This window comes from Microbacterium sp. (assembly GCF_047606685.1).
In the GTDB taxonomy this organism is placed as follows: domain Bacteria; phylum Actinomycetota; class Actinomycetes; order Actinomycetales; family Microbacteriaceae; genus Microbacterium.
Map to the genome: position 1 here is coordinate 24706 of NZ_JASGEC010000048.1, position 20767 is coordinate 45472.

Here is a 20767-nt window from a genome sequence, read left to right on the forward strand (position 1 = left end):
GGCGCAGGCGCTCGGGCGCATACCCTGGGCGTCATGCACGACCACGCGCCCGGCCGCATCGGCGCCCGCGGCGCGAGCAATCGGCGGCTGCTGGCGGCGTCGCTGGGCATCACGACGCTGGTCATGGTCGTGCAGCTCGTCGGCGCGGCGCTCACCGGCTCGCTCGCGCTGCTCGCCGACGCCGTGCACATGTTCACCGACGCGGCCGCGCTCGTCATCGCGCTCGTGGCGAGCGTCGTCGCCGCGCGCCCGGCGAACGACCGCAGGACCTTCGGATACCAGCGGGCCGAAGTCTTCGGCGCGCTGGTCAACGGCGTCATCCTCATCGTGCTCTCGATCGGCATCGCGGGGGAGGGCGTACGGCGCCTGCTGCACCCCGCCGAGGTCGAGGTCGCCGGCACGTTGATGCTCGTGGTCGCGGTGGTCGGTCTCGTGGCCAACGCCGTTGCGTTGTGGCTGCTCAGCGCCGCGCAGCGGCACAGCATCAACGTCCGCGGCGCATACCTCGAGGTGCTCGGCGACCTCATCGGCTCGGCGGCCGTGATCGTCGCGGCGGTCGTGATCGTGACGACGGGATGGCTCGCCGCCGACGCCGTGGCGTCCCTCCTCATCGCCGCGATGATCGTGCCTCGAGCGATCGGCCTGCTGCGGGAGGTCACCTCGGTGCTCGCCGAGTCGGCACCGCGCGGCGTGCAGGTGCGCGAGATCCGCGACCACCTTCTCGACGCGCCGGGCGTCGTCGACGTCCATGACGTGCACGTGTGGCAGCTCACCCGTGGCGCACCGGTGTTCACCGCGCACGTCGTCGTCGCGCAGGCGGTGCTGCAGGACGGCCGCGCGGGGCCGCTGCTCGCCGAGCTGCAGGGATGCCTCGCCGACCACTTCGACGTCGAGCATTCGACTTTCCAGCTTGAGCCCGCGGGCCACACCGAGCACGAGTCGCACGCGTAGTCACGCGTCGCCAGTCGCGCGTCGCCAGTCGAGCGTCGCTTGTCACGCGTGGTTGCCTCGTGGTGACGCTCACGTTCTGATCACCGGGGAGATCAGAGCGTGAGTCATCGGGGTGTTGAAGACTCACGCTGTGATCACGGGGGAGATCAGAGCGTGAGGAGGTGCCGGAAGAGCATCGGGCGGGGCGATGCGACGCGACGCGAAACGAACTAGTCCTCGCGCACGACGTCGGCGGCGGACTTGTCCGAGCGCAGCCCGCGCCAGCGGGCGTGGCGGATGGTGCCGCCCGGCGTCCAGTTCGAGAACTCGACTTCGCCGACGAGTTCCGGGCGCACCCAGAGGGCATCGGAGGCGTCCGCCGCGGGAACGTCGATGAACGGCGTCTCGTCCGAGCGCAATGGTTCGAGCGCCGCCGCCAGCCGGGCGAGCGTCGCGTCGCTGAAGCCGGATCCCACCCGTCCGCAGTAGTGCAGCCCCGCGGGGGTCTGCACTCCCATCAGCAGCGAGCCGATCGTGCCAGCGCGGACGCCCTTGCCGGGGCGGATGCCGCCGATGACCACCTCCTGCGCGTGCGTGATCTTCACCTTGAGCCACGACTCCGAGCGGATGCCGGGGCGGTACGGCGACGACGGGTCTTTCACGACGATCCCCTCCAGGCCGAAGCGGCGGCTCGCCGCGAGCGCGTCGTCCACGTCATCGAACACGGGCGGCGCCAGCACGGCGGCACCGGCCTTTGCGGCGAGGCGTTCGAGGTTGTCGCGCCGTCGGCGCAGAGGTGTTTCCGCGACGCCGTCGACGAGCGCGTCGAACAGGACATACCGGACCGGCGTGCGCTGCCGCTCGCGCTCGATCTCTCGGGGCTTGGTCAGATGCATGCGGTTCTGCAGCCTCGAGAAGCTCGGCGCCCCGCGGGCGTCGAGGGCGACGATCTCGCCGTCGAGGATCGCCGGGGTGTCGCCGAACCAAGCGTCGTCGACGACCTCCGGGTAGCGCGCCGTGATGTCGGCGCCGCTGCGGGCGTACAGTCTCAGGCTCGAGCCGTCCCAGACCCCGAGGGCGCGCACGCCGTCCCACTTGATCTCCGCGCACGGCTCGCCGCCGCCGCGCGCCCACCGCTTCGCCGCCTCGCGGGCGATGCCCGGTGTCGCGGTGGTGCAGAGCATGGGCTTCGGCGGTCGCCCACCCGGCCCCTGAGCGTCCCCACTCGGCCCCTGAGCCTTTCCACTCGGCCCCTGAGCCTTTCCACTCGGCCCCTGAGCCTGTCGAAGGGCGGGCGACGATCGTGCAGTCATTGGCCCTTCGACGAGCTCAGGGACCGGAGCGGGTGGCTCAGGGGCCGGGGCGGAGCGCCGAGGGTCGGCCTGATCCGAGGCGACGACCGGCTCGCCGTCGTGCTGCGGGTGGCCGGAGGCATCCATTTTCATGCGATGCAGCAGCCACGTCGACTTCTCGCCCTCCCCGTCGGTGCGGATGAGCGCGAGCCGCACCCGCCCGAGCGGGCCGCCGGGCCGCCCTTCCGCGGTGAAGACGACCTCGTCGTCGCGCCACTTCTCCAGGTCGTAGTGGCCGTCGTCCCAGATCGTGACGGTTCCGGCTCCGTACTGGCCGCGCGGGATGGCGCCCTCGAACGACCCGTACTCGAGCGGGTGGTCCTCGGTCATGATCGCAAGGCTGTTCTTCTGGGCTGTCGAGGGGATGCCGCGGGGCACGGCCCAGCTGACGAACACTCCGTCGTGCTCGAGGCGGAGGTCCCAGTGCAGGGCGGTGGCGTGGTGCTCCTGGATCACGAACCTCGGGCGGTCGCCGGCGTCGGAGACGGCGGCCAGGGGGTTGGCCGGCACGGGTTCGGGGGTGCGGCCCGCCGTGCGCTTGGAGATGTACGCGGCGAGGGGGCCGTCGTCCGCCGCTTCTGTCTCCTGAGCCTGTCGAAGGGCAAGCACCTCGTCGAACAGCAGCTGCCGCAGGCCGGGGTCGTCAAGCTCCTCCCACGTGCGCGGCGCCGCGACGGTGGGCTGCGCCCGACCGCGCAGCGAGTACGGCGCGATGGTCGTCTTCGAGGCACTGTTCTGGCTCCAGTCGATCAAGACCTTGCCGGGCCGCTCCGCCTTCTTCATGCTGCTGACCACGAGGTCGGGATGATCGGCCTCGATCGAGCGCGCGAGCTCGTGGGCGAGGGCGGATGCCGTCTCGCTCGTCTGGCCGGCGGGCAGGGCGGCGTAGAGGTGGATGCCTTTGCTGCCGCTGGTCACCGCCATCGGGTCCAAGCCCATTCCTCGCAGGATGTCGCGCGCCCACCGCGCGACCACGGCGCACTCGGCAAGCCCCGCACCGTCGCCCGGGTCGAGGTCGAGCACGATGCGGTCGGCCGTGCCGACGCCGCCGTCGGGGGCGAAACGCCACTGCGGCACGTGCAGCTCGAGGCTCGCCACTTGGGCGAGGTAGACGAGTGTCGGCACGTCGCCGACGAGCGGGTAGTCCTTGGATCCCGTCGAGTGCTGGATCGGCATCCGCCGCACCCACGACGGCGCGCCGCGCTCGAGGTCCTTCGCGAAGAACACCGTTCCCGGCTCGTCGTCCGTGCCGACGCCCTCGGGCCAGCGCTTGCGGGTGACCGGCCGGCCCACGACGTGCGGGATGAGCAGGGGAGCGATGCGCGTGTAGTAGTCGATCACCTCGCCTTTGGTCGTGCCCGTCTCGGGGTACATCACCTTGTCGAGGTTGGTCAGGCGCAGCCGGCGGCCGCCGATGCGCACCACGTGCTCGTCGCCCGCCATGGGCTCCATCCTGCCGCGTCCGGGCTGGCCGGTCATCCCCGGCTGGTGTTCACTGGAGGGATGAGGGCGATCTGGAAGGGCGCCTTGACCTTCGGGCTCGTGAACGTCCCGGTCAAGGTGTACTCGGCGACCGAGGACCACGACGTGCCGCTGCACCAGGTGCACGCGGCCGACGGCGGACGCATCCGGTACCAGCGCGTGTGCGAGGTCGACGGCGACGTGGTGGCGTACGCCGACATCGACAGGGCGTACGACGACGGGGAGCGCACCGTCATCCTCACGAAGGAGGACCTCGCGTCGCTGCCCGCCGAGCGCAGCCGCGAGATCGAGGTCGTCGAGTTCGTGCCGAGCGACCAGATCGATCCGCTCACGCTCGACCGCGCCTACTACCTCGAGCCGGACTCGGCCTCGCCCAAGGCGTACGTGCTGCTGCGCAAGACGCTCGAACAGACCGACCGCACCGCGATCGTGCGGTTCTCGCTGCGCCAGAAGACGCGGCTGGCGGCGTTGCGCGTGCGTGGCGACGTGCTCGTGCTGCAGACGCTGCTGTGGGCCGACGAGGTCAGGGATGCCGCGTTCTCATCGCTCGACGAGCCGGTGAAGATCTCCGCGAAGGAGTTGGAGTTGTCGGCGTCCCTCGTCGACGGCTTCTCGAAGGACTTCGAGCCGGAGGAGTTCTCCGACGAGTACCAGGACGAGCTGCGCACCCTCATCGAGGCGAAGCTCGACAAGGGCGACGCGATCGACACCGCCCAGACGTTCGGCGGTGTCGCCGAGCAGGCCGCCGGCGGCGAGGTCATCGATCTCATGGAGGCGCTCACCGCGAGCATCGAGCGCTCGCGCGCGGCGCGGAGGAGCTCCGGCGAAGACGGGAAGAAGGTCGCCGACGGGAAGGGCAAGAAGGCCCACGCCTCTTGACCCGGCCCCTGTGCCGCCCCTCGGCCTGTGTGCCGCCCCTCGGCCCCTGAGCCTGTCGAAGGGCCCCGACTCAGCCCCGCCCTAGTGTGTCTGCTCGGGTCCGCGCGGGAGCACCTCGGGGTCGAGGGCGAGCGCCTCGGCGGCATCCGTTCCCGGGGCCTTCCTCGCCTTCGCGCGCTCGCGGAGGTAGTGCCACAGCGTGACCACCGCGGTGCCGCCGACCGCGGCCAGCAGGATGAGGTCGATGTACTCGGTGACGAAATCGCGCACCCACGGGATGTACGCGATCACGTAGCCGATGAAGGTGAGCCCGATGCCCCAGATCACCGCGCCGATGAAGTTGTAGAGCGTGTAGCGGCGCCACGGCATGTGCCCGACGCCGGCGGCGACCGGTGCGAACGTGCGCACGATGGGGACGAAGCGGGCGAGGATGATGGTGAGCCCGCCGAACCGCTCGAAGAACGCGTTCGTGCGCTCGACGTTCTTTCGGCTGAACAGGCCGGACTCCTTGCGCTCGAACACGGCCGGGCCGCCCTTGTGCCCGATGAGGTAGCCGACCTCGCCGCCGAGGAACGCGGACAGCCCGATGAGCACGGACACGATCCAGATGTTGAGGCCGAAGACGTTGCTGGTGTGGGTCAGCAGGCCGGAGATGATCAAGAGCGTGTCGCCCGGCAGCAGGAAGCCGACGAGCAGCCCGGTCTCGGCGAAGATGATGAAGCAGACCACGAGCAGTGCCCACGGGCCGGCCGCGGCGATGATCGTCTCGGGGTCGAGCCAGGGGATGAGCGCCATTGGGGCGGGCCCGAGAGCGAGGATGTCGGCGAGCAAGGGAATGTCCGGTCGGTTGGTGCGGTCGGCGGAGGCGGATGCTGTGGCGTCGGCCTGTGCGGAAGGTGGGACTTGAACCCACACGCCCGAAGGCACAGGAACCTAAATCCTGCGTGTCTGCCAGTTTCACCACTCCCGCGCGTCGCACCAGTCTACCGATCGGGCTGGGCGCGGCCTGTGGACAACTTTCGACGCGGAGGGCGGATGCTTGTCAGGATGCTGCGGTGTCCCCGGTCACCGCATTGCACGCCTCTCCCTCGGCGATCGTCGCCGAGCGCGTGCGCGAGCGCCTGCGAGCCGAGCAGGCCGATCCGAGCCGCGAACCCGACCTCGCGGCTCGGATCGCTCGCGCCGAAGTGCGCCGCCACAACGACTACGCGCTCGCCCGCGGCCTCGCCGCCGTCGACGACGAGGCCGCGTGCGTGCGCGAGGTGCTGGCCGATGTCGCCGGCTACGGACCGCTGCAGGCGTACCTCGACGACCCCACGGTCGAGGAGCTGTGGATCAACGCGCCCGACAAGGTCTTCATCGCGCGCGACGGCGTCGCCGAGCACGTTCCGCTGCAGCTGACCGCCGCGGCCGTGCGCGACCTCGTGGAGCGCATGCTGCACTCGACGGGTCGCCGGGTTGATCTGAGCCAGCCGTTCGTCGACGCGTCGCTTCCCGATGGGTCCCGGCTGCACGTGATCATCCCCGAGATCGCCCGACGGCACTGGTCGGTGAACATCCGCAAGCACTTGCCGCAGTACCGCGACCTGGCCGCGTTGGCGGCGGCGGGGTCGCTCGCGCCGGCCGCCGAGGCGATCCTGCGCGACGCCATGGCGGCGGGGCGCAGCGTGCTGGTGTCGGGCGCGACCCATGCCGGGAAGACGACGCTTCTCGGCGCCCTCATCGCGGCGTGCCCGCCGACCCACCGCATCGTCACAGTGGAGGAGACCTTCGAGCTGGCCGTCGACGCTCCCGACCTCGTCGCGCTGCAGGGCCGCCAGCCGTCGCTGGAGGGGACCGGCGAGGTCACGCTCCGCCGCCTCGTGAAAGAGGCGCTGCGCATGCGCCCCGACCGGCTCGTGGTCGGCGAAGTGCGCGACGCCGAGGCGCTCGACCTGCTCCTGGCGCTGAACACCGGCGTGCCGGGGGCGGCCACGATCCACGCGAATTCCGCGCGCGAGGCGCTTGTCAAACTCGCGTCGCTGCCGCTGCTGGCCGGGCGCAACATCGACGCGGGCTTCGTGCTGCCGGCGGTGGCGGCATCCGTCCACCTCGTCGCGCACTGCGCGATGGACCGCACCGGCCGGCGGCGGGTGGTCGAGATCGTCGCGCCCACCGGCCGGGTCGTCGACGGCGCGATCGAGGCCCGCACGCTGCACCGGGCGCTCGACGGGGACGAGGCGCCATGACGATCGTGTGGGGCGCGGTGCTGGCGGCGGGAATCCTGCTCGTGCTGTCGCCGTGGCTGTGGCCGGCCCGGCCTGTGCCCGCCGCCCCCGCCTCGTTCGGGCCGCTGTCGCAGCTCATGGAGGACGCCGGCCTCGCGCACGTGCGCGCGCGGACCGTGCCGGCCGTCGCCGTCGTGCTGGGAGCGGTCGCCGCCGCCGTGGCCTTCCTCGCCACGGGCATCGTCGCGCTCGCCGCGGTGGCCGCTGTGGCGGGCTTGGCCGCTCCTGTCGCGTGGCTGCGTGCGCGGAGGCTGAGCCTGCGGCGCTCGCGGCGCGCTCTGTGGCCGGACGTGTGCGACCTGCTCATCGCGTCGGTGCGCGCCGGGATGTCGCTGCCCGACGCCGTGGCGGGCCTGGCCGCCTCCGCACCCCCGCCGCTGCGCCCCGCGTTCGCGGCGTTCGCGCGCGACCTCGCGGCGTCCGGGCACTTCGACTCGAGCGCCGAGCGTCTGAAGGCGGCGCTCGCCGACCCCGTCGCCGACCGCATCGTGGAGACGTTGCGGATGGCTCGCCAGGTCGGGGGCACGGAGTTGACGCCCGTGCTGCGCGCCCTCGCCGCGTCGGTTCGCGCCGACGCGGCCCTGCGGGCCGAGGTCGAGGCTCGCCAGTCGTGGATCCGCGGCGCCGCCGTGCTCGGCGCCGTCGCGCCGTGGGTGATCCTGGCGCTGCTCGCGATGCGGCCCGAGGGAGCGCGCGCCTACACGAGCCCCGAGGGCGTCGTGCTCGTGCTGGCGGGCGCGGTGGTGTCGTTCATCGCCTTCCGCATCATGCTGCGGATCGGCCGGCTCCCCGAGCCGCGGCGGTGGTTCGGATGACGGGCGTGCTGGCCCCCGGCGCGCTGGCCGACGTCGCGGTCGCGATCGTGCTCGGCGCCGCGTTCGGGCTCGGGGCGTGCTGCCTGCTGGCGGCCACGCCGCGGTGGGGCGCGGCATCCCTCTCCCGACGCATCGCGCCGTACGTGCGCGACATCGGCGACCCGCGCGGGGCGACGCCGTGGAGTCCTGCGGTCGGGTTCGGCGGCGTGTGGGCGGGTGCCCGGGCCCGGTTCGGCCGTCTGCTCGGGGGCGCGGACGGCGTGGATCGGCGGCTCCGGCAGGCGGGGTGGGCGATGGATGTCGGCGCGTTCCGCGGCCGGCAGCTGGCGTGGGCGATCGGCGGGCTCGCCGCCGGCGGAGTGCTCGTCGTCGCGCTCACGCTCGCCGGGCGGTTCTCGCCGGCCGCCGCGCTTGTGCCGCCCGTGCTCGCGGCGGTCGGGCTCGCGTTGTGCGTCGTGCGGCTGACCTGGGCCGCGCGCGCCCGGGCGCGGCGCATCGAGGAGGAGCTTCCGACGGTGCTCGAGTTCCTCGCGCTGTGCCTGGCGGCAGGGGAGGGGCTGCTCGACAGCCTGCGCCGCGTGGGCGCGGTGGGCGTGGGCGATCTCACGAGCGAGGTGCGCGGCGCGGTGGTCGCCGTCGGGACGGGATCGTCGCTGTCGGAGGCGCTGACGTCGATGTCGCAGCGGCTGCGGGTGACCGCCCTCTCGCGCGCGGTCGACCATCTCGTGGCGGCGATCGACCGCGGCGCCCCGCTCGCGCACGTGCTGCAGGCACAGGCGTCGGACGCGCGCGAGGACGCCAAGCGCGGGCTCATCGAGCAGGCCGGGCGCAAAGAGATCTTGATGCTGCTGCCCCTCGTTTTCTTGCTTCTGCCGCTGTCGGTCGTGTTCGCGGTATTCCCGGGGATCTTCATGCTGCGGCTGGGCATCGGCTGACGGGAACGATGTGACGAAGGGAAATCCAATGGAACGGATGCTGCACGCGCTCCGCGCGGAACTGAGGGAGCTGGAAGAGAACGAGGTGGGCGATGTGCCCGGCTGGGTCTTGGTCACCTTGATGACCGCCGGCTTGGTCGTCGTGATCTGGGCTCTGGCCGGCCCGGCGCTGTCCGACCTATTCCAGCAGGCGATCTCCCGCGTCTCCGGGCTGTGAGGCCGTGGGCGTCGTGCGGCGGGTGGCCGGAGGCATCCGTCGTCGACTCGATGGTCTCGCAGCCGACGAGCGCGGCAGCAGTCCGGTCGAGTTCGTGCTCGTGGGCGCGCTGTTGACGGTGCTGACCCTCGGGGTGCTGCAGCTCGGGCTGGCGGTGTACGTGCGCAACGTCGTGCACGACGCGGCGGTCGAGGGCGCGTACCACGCGGCGCTCGCCGACACGTCGCTGGCCGAGGGCGCCGAGCGCGCCGCGCGCGTGATCGCCCGCGCCGTAGGGGAGGAGTACGCGGGCGACGTGACCGCGCGCGAGACCACGCGCCTCGGCCACGCCGCGGTCGAGGTCACCGTCACCACGACGCTGCCGCTGGTCGGGCTGCTCGGCGCCCCCGACGCCCTGGAGGTGACCGCGCATGCGCCGGTCGAGTCGCTGGGCTGAGCCGTGGCGGCGGGCGCGCGCCGCCGCGTCGGACGACACGGGCTCGGCAGCGCTGGAGTTCATCGCGGTGGGCGTGCTCATGCTCGTGCCGCTCGTCTACCTCGTGATCGCGCTGGGGGCGATCCAGGGGCAGTCCCTCGGCGCCGAGGCCGGGGCGAGACACGTCGCGCGGGCGGTCGCGACGGCGGCGGACGAGGATGCCGCGACCGAGCGGGCCGACGCCGTGCTGCGCTCCGTCGTCGCCGAGTACGGCATCGACCCGAAGCGGGTGCGCGTGTCGTTCACGTGCCGCCCGGCCGGAGGAGAGTGCCCTGCCGCCGGCGCGACGCTCGTGGTGACGGTGTCGACCGAGGTGGCGCTGCCGCTGGTGCCGCCCGTGCTCGGGCTCGACCGGGTCGCGCGGGTGCCGGTCGAGGCATCGGCGGCGCAGAAGGTCTCGCGGTTCTGGGGGAGCGGATGACGCGGCGGATGCGGGAGCGGCTGGCGCGGGCCGGCGCGGGCGACGAGGGCAGCGTGCTGCTGCTCACGCTCGGCTACGCGCTGCTCGCGATCGCCGCCGTGCTCGTGTGCGCGAGCGCGACAGACCTGTACCTCGCGCAGAAGCGCCTCGACGCGCTCGCCGACGCCGCGGCGCTCGCCGGCGCGGACGGGTTCTCGCTCGAGCTGGACGGCGACGACGTGCTCGCCGAGTTGAAGGACCGCACGGTGCGCGAGCAGGCGGCGGCGATCGTGGATGCCACCGGCGACGGCGCGGCGCTCGTGTCGGCGTCGACGCCCGACGGCGTCTCGGCGCGGGTGACGGTGCGGGCCTCGTGGCATCCGCCCGTCCTGTCGCTGTTCGTTCCCGACGGGGTGGCGCTGGAGTCCACGGCGACCAGCCGCACGGCCCTGCGGTAGTTGCATGCCGAGTGTGTTGACCGGGGCGCACAACGCCGCCGCGAGCTGACGGCCGACCGGTGATCGTCGTCGATGCCTCCGCCGTGGTCGACGTGCTGACAGACCCGGTGGGTGCCGACGCACTGTTCGAGACGCTCGTCGACGAGGTGTTGCACGCACCCACACTGCTTGGCTATCAGGTTGTCAACGCTGTGCGCCGTCTGACCTTGGGCGGACGACTCTCGGTGTCACGGGCCGAGGCCGCGTTGGTCGACTTCGGCGACCTGCCGGTCACGCGCTGGGAGTCGTGACGGCCTTCGCCGACGCGTGCTCCACCTGCGCGACAGGCTCTCCGCGTACGACGCCTCCAACGTGGCGCTCGCCGAAGCATTGGGCTGCCCGCTCGTCACGCGGGACGCCCGCGCGGCGCACGTGGTGGTGTCGGTCGTCGTGCGGTGAGCTGCCCTCACCGCTGGCGCGGCACGAAGCGCGGTACCCAGCGGACGAATGCCGCAGCTCCCAGCAGGCCGACGACGCCCATCGCGCCGGTGGCGATCGCGAGCGACGAGAGCGCCGCGACGCCCGAGACCAGCAGCGGCGCGAGGGCTCCGCCGGCATCCGTCAACGTCCGCCACGAGCCGAGGAACGGCGCGGGGTCCGCCTTGGGGGCCACGTCGGCGCCCAGCGTGAGCAGGATGCCTGACGACAGCCCGTTGCCGACGCCGAGCACCGCGCCGAACATGCCGAACCACATCGCCGCCTCGACAGCGTCGTGGGTGAGGGCGAGCGCGATGAAGCCCGCTCCCATCAGCAGCATCGCCGGGAGCGCCGCCCACAGGCGGCCGAACCGGTCCATCACCTGGCCGCTGGCGTAGAACAGCGCGAAGTCGATCGCGCCCGAGACGCCGACGACGAGCGCGATCGTCTGGGCGTCGAGTCCGATCGACACGCCCCACAGCGGCAGCACGACCTGCCGGGCCGACCGCACGGCAGACAGGGATGCCGCGGCGAGCCCGAGCCTGGACAGCACCCCGCGGAACCGCCACATCGTGCGGAAGACGCCGGCGCGCGGTGTGTCGGCTGCTCGCGCGGCGGTCGGGATGGCGCCGGTGACCGGCTCGCCGGTGTCTTCCACGGAGGTGTCGGCGCGCGCCGCGGCATCCGTCGGCGGCCGTGTGATCGGAATCTGCCTCTCGGGGTCGGGCCCGAGCAGCACGAGCAGCACGGTGGCGGCCAGGCACGCGCCGAAGAACCACATCGCCGCAGACTCTTCGCCCAACAGCGAGAGCAGCCCCGCGGCGATGAACGGGCCGAGGAACATGCCGAGGCGAAACGTGCCGCCCAGCAGCGACAGCGCCCGCGCGCGGAACTCCAGCGGCACGCGGGTTGTCATGAACGAGTGCCGCGCGAGGCCGAACGCGGCCGCGCAGAAGCCGATCAGCAGGATGGATGCCGCGAACACGCCGAGCGCAGGCGCGAAGACGAGGCCGGCGACCCCGAGCAGGGCGACGCAGCCCGCGATCGTCATGGTGAGGCGCTCGCCGATGCGCGCCACCGCCCAGCCGGCGGGCAGGTTGCCGCACAGCTGGCCGACCACGAGCGCCGACGCCACGAGCGCGGCCATCGGCACGTCGGCTCCGAGGCGGGCCGCGATCACCGGGATCAGCGGGATGACGGCGCCCTCGCCGAGCGCGAACAGCAGCGTCGGGCCGTAGACCATCGGCGCGAAGCGCAGGAGCATGGCGCGCATGCCGGGGTCGGGTGGGGCCACCATTCCAGGCTAGGTGTTCGGGTGGGCAGGCGTCGCAATTCAGTCCGGCTGCACGCGCGGCCGCGCGCAAACCGCGGAATCACGGGACCTCGCCCGGTGAACCTGGGCGCGCAGGCTGAGTTGTGACGCGGGGCGGGGCCGCGCCGGGCCGCGATACGCTGGGGTGCCATGCTCGAGCTCGATCTGTCCGCCGATATCGGCGCCCTGCGTTCCACGTTCGCCGACATCCAGGCGGTGGTCGACGTGCCTGCGCTGAAGGCCGAGATCGCCCGCCTCAGCGAGGCGGCCGGCGCGCCCGACTTGTGGGACGACCCCGAGAGCGCGCAGAAGGTGACGAGCGCGCTGAGCCATCGGCAGGCCGAGCTCACGCGTCTGAACGCAATCGAGCAGCGGCTCGACGACCTCGAGGTGCTGGTCGAGCTGGCCAACGAGATGGATGACGAGGACTCCGCCGCCGAGGCGCGCACCGAGCTCGCAGACCTCGAGCATGTGATCGGCCAGCTGGAGGTGCAGACGCTCCTCGACGGCGAGTACGACGATCGGGCGGCGGTCGTGACGATCCGCTCGGGCGCAGGTGGCGACGACGCGACCGACTTCGCCGAGATGCTGCTGCGCATGTATCTGCGGTGGGCTGAGCGGCACGGCTACCCGACGAAAGTCATGGACACGTCGTACGCGGAGGGCGCGGGCATCAAGTCGGCGACGTTCGAGATCGACGCGCCTTACGCGTACGGCACGCTGTCGGTCGAGGCGGGCACGCATCGGCTCGCGCGCATCAGCCCGTTCGGCTCGGCCGACAAGCGGCAGACGTCGTTCGCCGCGGTCGAGGTGATTCCCGTCATGGAGGAGGCCGTCGAGGTCGACGTGCCGGAGGGCGACATCCGGGTCGACGTCTTCCGCTCCTCGGGGCCGGGCGGCCAGTCGGTGAACACGACGGACTCCGCCGTGCGGATCACGCACATCCCGACCGGCATCGTCGTGTCGATGCAGAACGAGAAGAGCCAGATCCAGAACCGCGCGGCGGCGATGCGCGTGTTGCAGACGCGGCTGTTGCTGCTCAAGCGCGAGGAGGAGGCGGCCAAGAAGAAGGAGCTCGCCGGTGTCATCACCGCGAGCTGGGGCGACCAGATGCGGTCGTACTTCCTCTACGGCCAGCAGCTGGTGAAGGACCTGCGCACGGGGTACGAGGTGGGCAATCCGGCCGTGGTGTTCGACGGAGACCTCGACGGGCTGATCGCGGCCGGCATCCGTTGGCGCAAGCGCAAGGACGACGACTAGTCTCCGGTCCCTGGGCCAGTACGACTAGTCTCCGGTCCCTGGGCCAGTACGACTAGTCTCCGGTCCCTGAGCTTGTCGAAGGGCCATCTGATGCCGCGAGCGCGGGTTCCGCTACTCGACGGCGAAGGTCTTCGTGTCGAGCGGCGTGTCGTCGAAGCTGATGAGCTCCGTCACCTCGACGGTGACTTCCTGCGTGCCGTCGAGGACGAACGCCTCCTGGACCTTGATGGTCTTTCCTGGCTTGATGTCCTTCATCCAGTTGCCCATGTACTTCGTGTCGTCCAAAAGGATCGCGGTCTCCAGTTCGATCCCGTCCTGGAACGCCTTCGCCATCGTCGATGTGCCGAAGCTCCGTGCCTCGTCGCTGTTGTTCGTGAAGGTGAAGGTCACAACGAGCGCCTTCTTCCCCTCGTAGTCCTTCACCTGCTTCGCGCCGTCGATCGTGACGACGTAGTCCGCGGCGGGCTCCTCGACGGGATCCGCTGACTCGGCCGGCTCCGAGGCGGCGGGCGACGACTCCGTGCTCGTGTTGCTGTTCGCGTTGAACGCCTCGCTCGCGGCGTTGGCGACCAGGGCGAAGAACACCACGAAGCCCACAATGGTGCCAACGACGGCGACGATCAGCGCGGTGATGGCGGGCCACTTGCTCCCTTTGAGGAAGAACGCGACGATCGCGAGCACGAATGCGATCGGCAGCAGGATCCAGCCGACGATGAGTGCGCCGGGAATGCACGCGAAGATGAAGCCGATGGCGGCGACGATGAGTGCGACGATGCCGAGCACGTGCGGTTTCGCCTTCGCTGCCGGCGGCGCCGGCGGCGCGGGGGCCACGGGCTGCGGCGCGGGTGGGGGACTGGACATGTGGGGATTCCTTTCGGCGGTTTGCACAACAGCGACGTCCGCAGAGCGGTCGTGCGCGAGGACGGGCCGCAGGCTCGCCGGGGCACCGGCAGCACGTGTGAGGCCACGCCAGGAGAGCCCGGTGGAACGCCCGCTGGGCCCCCGCCGGATGGCGGTGACCGCCTTCCCCCGCGGGAAAGCATATAGGAAATGCGCTTATAAGCGTTTGTCGTGCACCTCGCATCCCGTCCTCGCAAACGGCGGACGCGAACGGCGGGCGGATGTTTCGGTCGAGAGTGTCGCTCGGATGGTTCCCACGCGCCGCGCCTAGGCTGGCACAGCCATGATCCGGTTCGAGAGCGTCACCAAGCGATACCGCGGCACCGCGCGGCCCGCTTTGAGCAGCGTCGACTTCGAGGTGCAGCGCGGCGAGTTCGTGTTCCTCGTCGGCGCGTCCGGGTCGGGCAAGTCGTCGTGCCTGCGGCTCATCCTGCGCGAAGAGGTGCCGAGCCAGGGCCGCGTCGTCGTGCTCGGGCGCGACCTGCGCACGCTGTCGAACCGCAAGGTGCCGTACTTCCGCCGCCACATCGGCGCGGTGTTCCAGGACTTCCGACTGCTGCCCACCAAGACGGTGTTCCAGAACGTCGCGTTCACGTTGCAGGTGATCGGCTCGTCACGCGGATTCGTGCAGCAGGCCGTGCCCGAGACGCTCGCGCTCGTCGGCCTCGACGGCAAGGAGAAGCGGCTGCCCCACGAGCTGTCAGGCGGCGAGCAGCAGCGCGTCGCGATTGCCCGCGCGCTGGTGAACCGCCCTCAAGTGCTGCTCGCCGACGAGCCGACCGGAAACCTCGACCCCGCGACATCCGCCGACATCATGGAGCTGCTCGCCCGCATCAACGCCGGCGGCACCACGATCCTCATGGCGACCCACGAGGCCGGGTTCGTCGATCGCATGCAGCGGCGCGTGATCGAGCTGCGCGAGGGCGAGCTCGTGCGCGACGAGCGGCGCGGCGGGTACGGCGACACCTCGAGCGTCCAGCGTCTCGCGCCCGAGCGCGACCGTAGCGCCGAGGCCGAAGCGGCGCTGACAGCCGCGCTGACCGGCCGCATCGATGTGCCCGCCGGACCTGCTGAGCCCGTCGCGCCCGCCGCGCGCCCCGCTGTGGCCGAGCGGTCCGCACCGCAAGAAAAGCGTGAGTCCGCTGAAAAGGGCGCGAATTCTGCGGTTTCGGCCCAGGACCCGCGGGCGGACGAGAAGAGGGATGCCGCGGAGAGCCCGCAGCCGGCGACCCGGCCGGTGGCTCTCCCGATTCCCGATATCGACCTCGAGGAGCTCGGCGTCGCCGATCGTCTGGGGCTCGGCCGCGGCGAACGCGACGACGAAGTGGGGCCGACGACATGAGGTTCGGCCTGGTCTGGGCAGAGGCGTTCTCCGGGTTGCGGCGCAACGCGTCGATGGTCATCTCCGTGGTGCTCGTCACTTTTGTTTCGCTCACGTTCGTGGGCGCGGCGATCCTCATGCAGATGCAGATCGGCACGATGCGCGCGTTCTGGCAGGACCGCGCGCAGGTGCAGATCTACATGTGCGCGACCGAGTCCACGGAGCGGACTTGCACGAGCGGCGCCGCCACCGAGGAGCAGATCCAGCAGGTGCACGACAAGCTCGACAGCCCTGCGTTGCGTCCGCTGATCAAAGAGGTGCGGTACCAGACCTCCGAGGAGGCGTACCAGGAACTCGTTGACATCCTGGGCGAGGACGAAGCCAGCTTCCTCACTCCCGAGCAGGTGAACGCGACGTTCTGGGTGCGGCTGGTGGATCCGAGTGAGTCGGATGCCATCGTGGAGGCGTTCTCCGGGTCGGAGGGCATCGAGGAGGTCAAGGATCAGCTGCAGTTGCTCGACCCGCTGTTCTCGGCGTTGACGGTCGCCACGTACATCGCGGTGGGCATCGCGGCGCTGATGCTCATCGCGGCGGTGCTGTTGATCGCCACGACGATCCGGCTGTCGGCGTTCGCGCGAAGGCGCGAGATCAGCATCATGCGGCTCGTTGGGGCGTCGAACCGGTTCATCCAGACGCCGTTCATCCTGGAGGGCGTGTTCGCCGCGCTCATCGGGGCCGTGTTGGCCAGTGCCGCCGTGCTCGCAGGCGTGCGGTTCGGAGTCGAGGGGTATCTGCGTTCGCGGGTGTCGTTCGTGACGACCTGGGTGGGTTTGGCGGATGCGGCGATCGTCGTGCCGATCCTGCTCGGGATCGGATGCGTGTTGGCGGCGCTGTCCGCGGGCTTCGCGATCAGGCGTTGGCTGCGCGCCTGACCGGTCTGCACTCCACGCACCTCGCCGGCGCGGTTGGAGGCTCGGTTGAGTTGCCGCGAAACGCGCGCGTTGCAGCAGAACGCGGCAACTGAATCGGAGGGTCGCGCTGCGGGCGCCGCCCTGAGTCTGGCGAAGGGTAGACTGACAGGCTGCTGTCGCCAGGCTGGGCCGCGGCATCCATTCCCTCGACGGAAGGCTGAGGGCGAACGAGGAGTCGAGCATGCCGAGGGAGCGCGGGGAGAAGGTCATCGCGACCAATCGTCGCGCGCGCCACGAGTACGCCATCGAGAAGACGTACGAGGCGGGTCTGGTGCTCACCGGCACCGAGGTGAAGTCGTTGCGGATGGGCCGGGCGAACCTCAACGACGGCTACGCGTACATCGACGGCGGCGAGGCGTACTTGGATGCCGTGCACATCCCGGAGTACTCGCAGGGGCACTGGACGAACCACTCCGCCAAACGGGTGCGCAAGCTGTTGCTGCACAAGGACGAGATCATCAAGCTCTCGCACGCCATCTCGGCCGGCGGATACACGCTCGTGCCGTTGAAGCTCTACTTCCTCGACGGGCGCGCCAAGGTCGAGATCGCGGTGGCCAAGGGCAAGCGCGACTTCGAGAAGCGCCAGGCGATCCGTGAGCGCGAGGACAAGCGCGAGGCCGAGCGCGCGATGCGCACGCGCAACCGCCTCGGCGAGTAAGGCGAGGCCGGGCGACCCGTCAGGCGGCCCGCCACCCTCGGCGCTGGTCGGGCGGCGGGTCCCACGCCCACCGCGAGCCCGACCTCGACCGCAACGCGATCGGATCCCCCTCGCCCGGCGGCGGATGCAGCATGAACGCGCCCTTGCCCTCGCGCGTGATGCGCCAGCCGCGGTTGTGCAGCAGCATGTGGTGATATCGACACAGCAGAATGCCCCGGTCGATGTCGGTGCGCCCCAGATGCTCCCACCAGTGATCGCAGTGATGGGCTTCGCAATACGACGCGGGCACGTCGCATCCCGGCCACATGCACCCGCCGTCGCGCACCGCCAGGGCGACCTTCTGCTTCGGCGTGAACAGCCGCGCCTCGCGCCCCACGTCCAGCGGATTCCCGCACGAGTCGACCGAGACCTCTTGCGATCCGATCGCGCACAGCTGCTGCTCGACGAACGCGCCGGCGACGGGCTCGCCGCCGTCTTCAAGGTGTCCGGTCGCGAGCAGCCGCCCGAACGCGTCACGGGCGCCGGCGGCATCCTTCACCACGACAACGCGCACACCCGGTTGGCGGGCGCCGAATACGTCCTTTGCCTCGGCGAGCGAGCCGGCGCGCAACACGCCCAGGAGCAGGTCGTACGCAAGCTGGTCGTTGGTGCGCGTGTCGGCGACCAGCTCGTCGGCGGCCCGCCGCTCGTCGGGGTCGACGAACCGCGGACCGCCCCGCCGCGGCCGCAGCGCGGAGGCGAGCAGCGAGTTCGTCCACGCCGCCCCGCCGTCTTCGAACACGATCCGCCCGTGCGAGACGCCGTCGGCGTCTTTCCACACGCGGAACACGCGATTGTCGAACCGCCGCGCGTACCGCTCGTTCGCGCCCTCGGGGTCGAGCAGGTCGCGCGCCAGGCGCGCCCGCGTCGCCAGCTCTTCCACCGGCACCCGCGCGGCGTCTGCCACGAGCTGCTCGGCGGCGAGCGTCCACACCTCGGCGATGGTCGCCGCATCCACTCCGTCGCGCTCGGGCGGCTCGCCGAGCCCGCGCCGGATCGCGTCGTGCTGCGCCGCCGTCAACCCGCCGTCGAGCAGCGCCTGCCCGATCGGCTCGTGCCACGCCCGCACCTCGGCGCCCGCGTCGCCCTCCACCGGGGTCAGTTGCCCGCGAGCAGAGCCGAGCGCCCCGTCGAGCAGCGCCTCGCCGAGCCGCACGTCGCGTGAGGCATCCCCTTTCGTGCCGCCGGAGATCGACTGCACGAGCGACACGGGCGACCGGTGCCCCCGCACCGCGGACAGCCCGCCGTGCCCCTGATCGCGCCGCGAACGCCGCGAGGCGACGCCGGCCGCGAGCGCACGCAGCCGCTCGGCCTCGTTGGCAAGTTCGGACGCGGCGTGCAGCACGTCGACCACGGCGTCGTCGGGCAGCGCGTTCACCGCCGCCGGCAGCGCCGACGGCTCGACATCCAGCGCGTCGAACGCCTCGACGGCCGCCACGTGCGCCCGGAGAGTTCGAAAGAATGCCATATATCCATTGTGACACCCGTCACCGACATCCGAACAAAAATACCACAAGCTGTGGATAACTCACCGACCGGCGGCGGAACCCGACCGATCCGTGAACGCGAGCTTCGGCACGAACAGCAGCAGCACAGCCGCCACGAGCGCCGTCACGCCGCACACCACCCACACCGTCACGTATCCCGAGAACGACCCCGCCGTGCCGCCCGTGGCGCCGTGCAGCAGCGCGATGCCGAACACGCACGACGCGATCGCGCCCCCGACGGTCTTCACCGAGTTCGTGAGCCCGGTCGCCACACCGGTCTGAGTGGGCGGCGCGGCCGACGCCGCCGCGGCCGGCAGAGCCGCGACGAGCGCGCCCGACCCGACCCCGACGACGACCATGTTCACGATCGCGTGCGCGTACGCCGAGTGCAGCGGCAGGAACAGCAGGAATCCGACGCCCACGAGCGTCGCCGCCCCGATCAACGCCACCCGCGGCGTCGCCCGGCGCGACACGGGCGCGTACGCCAGCGCGCCGGCGATCATCGCGATGAGGTAGATGCCGATGATGAGGGATGTCGCGAACCCCGTCGTGCCGAGCCCGTACCCGTGCACCTCGGGGTCGGTGCGGGCGAACGTCGACAGCGGCGCTTGCGCCCCGAGCACGCTCACCCCGAACAGCCCCGTGGTGAGGAAGACCGGCCCGAGCGCGAGGGAGCGGAACATCCGCACGTCGATGACGGGGTCGTCGTGCCGCAGCTCCCACAGCACGAACGGGATGGCAAGCAGCACGCCCAGAGCGACGACCGCCCACGCCCCGGCATCCATCGGCCCGTTCAGCCGCAGCAGGCTGAGCCCGCCCGTGAACGCGACGAGCGCGAGCGAGATGAGCACGAGCCCGTTCGTGTCGAGCCGGCCGCCGGCGTGGTCGGGCGACTCTTCCACGCCGAACAGGATGACGAAGAAGCACACGACGATCAGCAGCGCCGGGATGAGCAGCACGACCGTGAGCGGAAGGATGTCGACGAGCGCGCCGCCGGTGAGGGCTCCGGCGATTGCTCCGCCTTCGAGCGCGGCGACGAGGAAGCCGGCGGCGCGGGCAGTGATCGTGGCGCTGCCTTCCATATGCTGCGACCGCGACCAGATGAGCGCGATCTCCAGCGGCAGCCACACGACGTAGAAGCCCATGAGCGTCCACGCGACGAGGAACACCAGGAACGAGTCGGTGAACGGCAGTGCGAGCGCGGCGGCGGCGGTCAGGGCGGTGGAGACCAGCAGCATCCGCTTGTGTCCTGCCATGTCGCCGAGCTTCGCGAACGCGGGCACGACGAGGGCCGACAGCATGAGCTGTGTGCCCTCGAGCCAGTTGACGTCGGCGTCGGGGATGCGCAGATGGCGCGCGATGTCGGTGAGCATCGGCGTGTAGTAGCCCTGCAGCACGCCGCTGGTGAACTCGACGAACGCGAGGAAGCCGACGATTCCGGCGAGCGCCCCGATCGACACCCGCCTGCTCACGTCAGCCCCTCGATCAGCGCCCGGTGGAACCGCTCGCCCGCCTCGAGCGACGCCAGCTCGACGCGCTCGTCGACCCCGTGGATCGACGCCCGCTGCGCCGCCGACATCCGCAGCGGCGCAAACCGGTACACGGCGGGCGAGAACCGGTGGAAGTGCCGCGAGTCGCTGGCCTGCATCATGAGGTACGGCACGGTCACGGCGGCCGGATAGGCGTCCTGCACGGCAGCGGCGACCAGTGCGAACTGCGCGGCATCGACCGGCGACTCCGGCGACGGGTCGTGCCCCTCCACGACCGCCACCTCGACCTTCGGGTCGGCGATGCGCCGCCGCACCCGTTGCACGACACTGGCGATCGTCTCGCCGGGAACGATCCGCAGGTTCACCGTCGCGCTCGCCTGCGACGGCAGCACGTTGAAGGCGGTCCCGCCCGACTGCATCGTCGCGGCGACGGTCGTGCGCACGAGCGCGGCGGTCTCGCCGCCGAGCGCCGCGAACAGGCGCGCGGCGAGCGGGGGAGTGGATGCCAGGAGCCGATACAGCAGCCGTGGCCCGCCGTGCGCGCGTTCGGCGAAGCGCGCGAGCATCGCCGACACGGCCTTCGGCGTGCGCGGCCGGAACGTCGACGGGCCGAGCCGGTCGACGGCCCGCGCGACGCGGCGCACCGCCGTCACCCGCGGCGGG

22 protein-coding genes and 1 tRNA gene are annotated in these 20767 nt (G+C 71.5%); 15 read left to right on the forward strand and 8 right to left on the reverse strand.

Annotation, left to right across the window (positions count from 1 at the left end; translation table 11 throughout):
• The first annotated feature begins 33 nt into the window (after positions 1-33).
• Complete coding sequence (locus QM611_RS05095) at positions 34-951, forward strand: cation diffusion facilitator family transporter (RefSeq protein ID WP_415078819.1); 918 nt, start codon at positions 34-36, stop codon at positions 949-951.
• A 209-nt stretch (positions 952-1160) separates the two neighbouring features.
• Here QM611_RS05095 and QM611_RS05100 read toward each other — a convergent pair whose 3' ends face one another.
• The gene (locus QM611_RS05100) at positions 1161-3725 is read right to left on the reverse strand and encodes an ATP-dependent DNA ligase (protein ID WP_415078820.1); all 2565 of its coding nucleotides are present in this window, start codon (positions 3723-3725) and stop codon (positions 1161-1163) included.
• A gap of 60 nt (positions 3726-3785) precedes the next feature.
• Here QM611_RS05100 and QM611_RS05105 point away from each other — a divergent pair, with 60 nt between their 5' ends.
• Positions 3786-4643, forward strand: coding sequence for a Ku protein (locus QM611_RS05105; protein WP_415078821.1), 858 nt, complete (start codon positions 3786-3788; stop codon positions 4641-4643).
• A gap of 81 nt (positions 4644-4724) precedes the next feature.
• Here QM611_RS05105 and QM611_RS05110 read toward each other — a convergent pair whose 3' ends face one another.
• Positions 4725-5438 (reverse strand): DedA family protein, encoded by a 714-nt coding sequence (locus tag QM611_RS05110; protein WP_415078822.1) that lies wholly within the window; start codon positions 5436-5438, stop codon positions 4725-4727.
• A gap of 93 nt (positions 5439-5531) precedes the next feature.
• A tRNA-Leu gene (locus QM611_RS05115) sits at positions 5532-5613 on the reverse strand.
• 85 nt (positions 5614-5698) lie between these two features.
• Between QM611_RS05115 and QM611_RS05120 the strand changes: the two genes are divergently transcribed.
• Genes QM611_RS05120 through QM611_RS05160 form a run of 9 tightly spaced genes read left to right on the forward strand, consistent with a single transcriptional unit; the run spans position 5699 to position 10648 of the window.
• Positions 5699-6871: a CpaF family protein gene (locus tag QM611_RS05120; RefSeq protein WP_415078823.1), complete on the forward strand. Its 1173-nt coding sequence runs from the start codon at positions 5699-5701 to the stop codon at positions 6869-6871.
• Positions 6868-7725, forward strand: coding sequence for a type II secretion system F family protein (locus QM611_RS05125; RefSeq protein ID WP_415078824.1), 858 nt, complete (start codon positions 6868-6870; stop codon positions 7723-7725). The genes QM611_RS05120 and QM611_RS05125 overlap by 4 nt, the downstream gene beginning before the upstream one ends.
• Positions 7722-8660 (forward strand): type II secretion system F family protein, encoded by a 939-nt coding sequence (locus QM611_RS05130; protein WP_415078825.1) that lies wholly within the window; start codon positions 7722-7724, stop codon positions 8658-8660. The genes QM611_RS05125 and QM611_RS05130 overlap by 4 nt, the downstream gene beginning before the upstream one ends.
• 28 nt (positions 8661-8688) lie before the next feature.
• Positions 8689-8877, forward strand: coding sequence for a hypothetical protein (locus QM611_RS05135; RefSeq protein ID WP_415078826.1), 189 nt, complete (start codon positions 8689-8691; stop codon positions 8875-8877).
• A gap of 4 nt (positions 8878-8881) precedes the next feature.
• Entirely contained in the window at positions 8882-9313 is a 432-nt protein-coding gene (locus QM611_RS05140; protein WP_415078827.1) for a TadE/TadG family type IV pilus assembly protein, read from the forward strand.
• The gene (locus QM611_RS05145) at positions 9288-9773 is read left to right on the forward strand and encodes a TadE family protein (RefSeq protein ID WP_415078828.1); all 486 of its coding nucleotides are present in this window, start codon (positions 9288-9290) and stop codon (positions 9771-9773) included. The genes QM611_RS05140 and QM611_RS05145 overlap by 26 nt, the downstream gene beginning before the upstream one ends.
• A complete protein-coding gene (locus QM611_RS05150; protein ID WP_415078829.1) occupies positions 9770-10210 on the forward strand; it encodes a pilus assembly protein TadG-related protein in 441 nt (146 codons plus the stop codon). Before QM611_RS05145 ends, QM611_RS05150 begins: the two co-directional genes overlap by 4 nt.
• A 59-nt stretch (positions 10211-10269) precedes the next feature.
• Positions 10270-10500, forward strand: a complete 231-nt coding sequence (locus tag QM611_RS05155; protein ID WP_415078830.1) for a hypothetical protein — start codon at positions 10270-10272, stop codon at positions 10498-10500.
• A 16-nt stretch (positions 10501-10516) separates the two neighbouring features.
• Positions 10517-10648, forward strand: coding sequence for a hypothetical protein (locus QM611_RS05160; protein WP_415078831.1), 132 nt, complete (start codon positions 10517-10519; stop codon positions 10646-10648).
• Between the two features lie 7 nt (positions 10649-10655).
• On the opposite strand, the gene QM611_RS05165 is transcribed toward QM611_RS05160, so the two are convergent.
• Positions 10656-11930 (reverse strand): MFS transporter, encoded by a 1275-nt coding sequence (locus QM611_RS05165; RefSeq protein WP_415078841.1) that lies wholly within the window; start codon positions 11928-11930, stop codon positions 10656-10658.
• A gap of 198 nt (positions 11931-12128) precedes the next feature.
• Here QM611_RS05165 and prfB point away from each other — a divergent pair, with 198 nt between their 5' ends.
• The gene (prfB, locus tag QM611_RS05170) at positions 12129-13238 is read left to right on the forward strand and encodes a peptide chain release factor 2 (protein WP_415078832.1); all 1110 of its coding nucleotides are present in this window, start codon (positions 12129-12131) and stop codon (positions 13236-13238) included.
• Positions 13239-13349: 111 nt separating this feature from the next.
• On the opposite strand, the gene QM611_RS05175 is transcribed toward prfB, so the two are convergent.
• A complete protein-coding gene (locus tag QM611_RS05175) occupies positions 13350-14099 on the reverse strand; it encodes a DUF5067 domain-containing protein (RefSeq protein ID WP_415078833.1) in 750 nt (249 codons plus the stop codon).
• A 322-nt stretch (positions 14100-14421) separates the two neighbouring features.
• Here QM611_RS05175 and ftsE point away from each other — a divergent pair, with 322 nt between their 5' ends.
• The 3 genes from ftsE to smpB all read left to right on the forward strand — a co-directional run bounded on the left by ftsE (position 14422) and on the right by smpB (position 17088).
• Positions 14422-15480 carry a cell division ATP-binding protein FtsE gene (ftsE, locus tag QM611_RS05180; RefSeq protein ID WP_415078834.1) on the forward strand — a complete coding sequence of 353 codons (1059 nt, stop codon included), beginning with the start codon at positions 14422-14424 and terminating at the stop codon, positions 15478-15480.
• A complete protein-coding gene (ftsX, locus tag QM611_RS05185; RefSeq protein WP_415078835.1) occupies positions 15477-16391 on the forward strand; it encodes a permease-like cell division protein FtsX in 915 nt (304 codons plus the stop codon). Before ftsE ends, ftsX begins: the two co-directional genes overlap by 4 nt.
• A 220-nt stretch (positions 16392-16611) precedes the next feature.
• Entirely contained in the window at positions 16612-17088 is a 477-nt protein-coding gene (gene smpB, locus QM611_RS05190) for an SsrA-binding protein SmpB (RefSeq protein WP_415078836.1), read from the forward strand.
• Positions 17089-17107: 19 nt separating this feature from the next.
• On the opposite strand, the gene QM611_RS05195 is transcribed toward smpB, so the two are convergent.
• The 3 genes from QM611_RS05195 to QM611_RS05205 form a co-directional block, all read right to left on the reverse strand.
• Positions 17108-18595, reverse strand: a complete 1488-nt coding sequence (locus tag QM611_RS05195) for a DUF222 domain-containing protein (RefSeq protein WP_415078837.1) — start codon at positions 18593-18595, stop codon at positions 17108-17110.
• Positions 18596-18655: 60 nt separating this feature from the next.
• Positions 18656-20086, reverse strand: coding sequence for an MFS transporter (locus tag QM611_RS05200; RefSeq protein ID WP_415078838.1), 1431 nt, complete (start codon positions 20084-20086; stop codon positions 18656-18658).
• Positions 20083-20767 (reverse strand): M20/M25/M40 family metallo-hydrolase (locus QM611_RS05205; protein ID WP_415078839.1); only part of this gene is annotated, 685 nt, incomplete at its 5' end. The genes QM611_RS05205 and QM611_RS05200, both read right to left, overlap by 4 nt.

What these genes read in the sequence shown, in the direction of transcription:
- QM611_RS05175 (WP_415078833.1), bottom strand. Translation starts at nt 14,099, where the DNA reads ATGTCCAGTCCCCCACCCGCGCCGCAGCCCGTGGCCCCCGCGCCGCCG.
- QM611_RS05125 (WP_415078824.1), top strand. Translation starts at nt 6,868, where the DNA reads ATGACGATCGTGTGGGGCGCGGTGCTGGCGGCGGGAATCCTGCTCGTG.
- QM611_RS05110 (WP_415078822.1), bottom strand. Translation starts at nt 5,438, where the DNA reads ATGGCGCTCATCCCCTGGCTCGACCCCGAGACGATCATCGCCGCGGCC.
- QM611_RS05165 (WP_415078841.1), bottom strand. Translation starts at nt 11,930, where the DNA reads ATGCTCCTGCGCTTCGCGCCGATGGTCTACGGCCCGACGCTGCTGTTC.
- ftsE (WP_415078834.1), top strand. Translation starts at nt 14,422, where the DNA reads ATGATCCGGTTCGAGAGCGTCACCAAGCGATACCGCGGCACCGCGCGG.
- prfB (WP_415078832.1), top strand. Translation starts at nt 12,129, where the DNA reads ATGCTCGAGCTCGATCTGTCCGCCGATATCGGCGCCCTGCGTTCCACG.
- smpB (WP_415078836.1), top strand. Translation starts at nt 16,612, where the DNA reads ATGCCGAGGGAGCGCGGGGAGAAGGTCATCGCGACCAATCGTCGCGCG.
- QM611_RS05105 (WP_415078821.1), top strand. Translation starts at nt 3,786, where the DNA reads ATGAGGGCGATCTGGAAGGGCGCCTTGACCTTCGGGCTCGTGAACGTC.
- QM611_RS05150 (WP_415078829.1), top strand. Translation starts at nt 9,770, where the DNA reads ATGACGCGGCGGATGCGGGAGCGGCTGGCGCGGGCCGGCGCGGGCGAC.
- QM611_RS05130 (WP_415078825.1), top strand. Translation starts at nt 7,722, where the DNA reads ATGACGGGCGTGCTGGCCCCCGGCGCGCTGGCCGACGTCGCGGTCGCG.
- QM611_RS05145 (WP_415078828.1), top strand. Translation starts at nt 9,288, where the DNA reads ATGCGCCGGTCGAGTCGCTGGGCTGAGCCGTGGCGGCGGGCGCGCGCC.
- ftsX (WP_415078835.1), top strand. Translation starts at nt 15,477, where the DNA reads ATGAGGTTCGGCCTGGTCTGGGCAGAGGCGTTCTCCGGGTTGCGGCGC.
- QM611_RS05195 (WP_415078837.1), bottom strand. Translation starts at nt 18,595, where the DNA reads ATGGCATTCTTTCGAACTCTCCGGGCGCACGTGGCGGCCGTCGAGGCG.
- QM611_RS05135 (WP_415078826.1), top strand. Translation starts at nt 8,689, where the DNA reads ATGGAACGGATGCTGCACGCGCTCCGCGCGGAACTGAGGGAGCTGGAA.
- QM611_RS05100 (WP_415078820.1), bottom strand. Translation starts at nt 3,725, where the DNA reads ATGGCGGGCGACGAGCACGTGGTGCGCATCGGCGGCCGCCGGCTGCGC.
- QM611_RS05095 (WP_415078819.1), top strand. Translation starts at nt 34, where the DNA reads ATGCACGACCACGCGCCCGGCCGCATCGGCGCCCGCGGCGCGAGCAAT.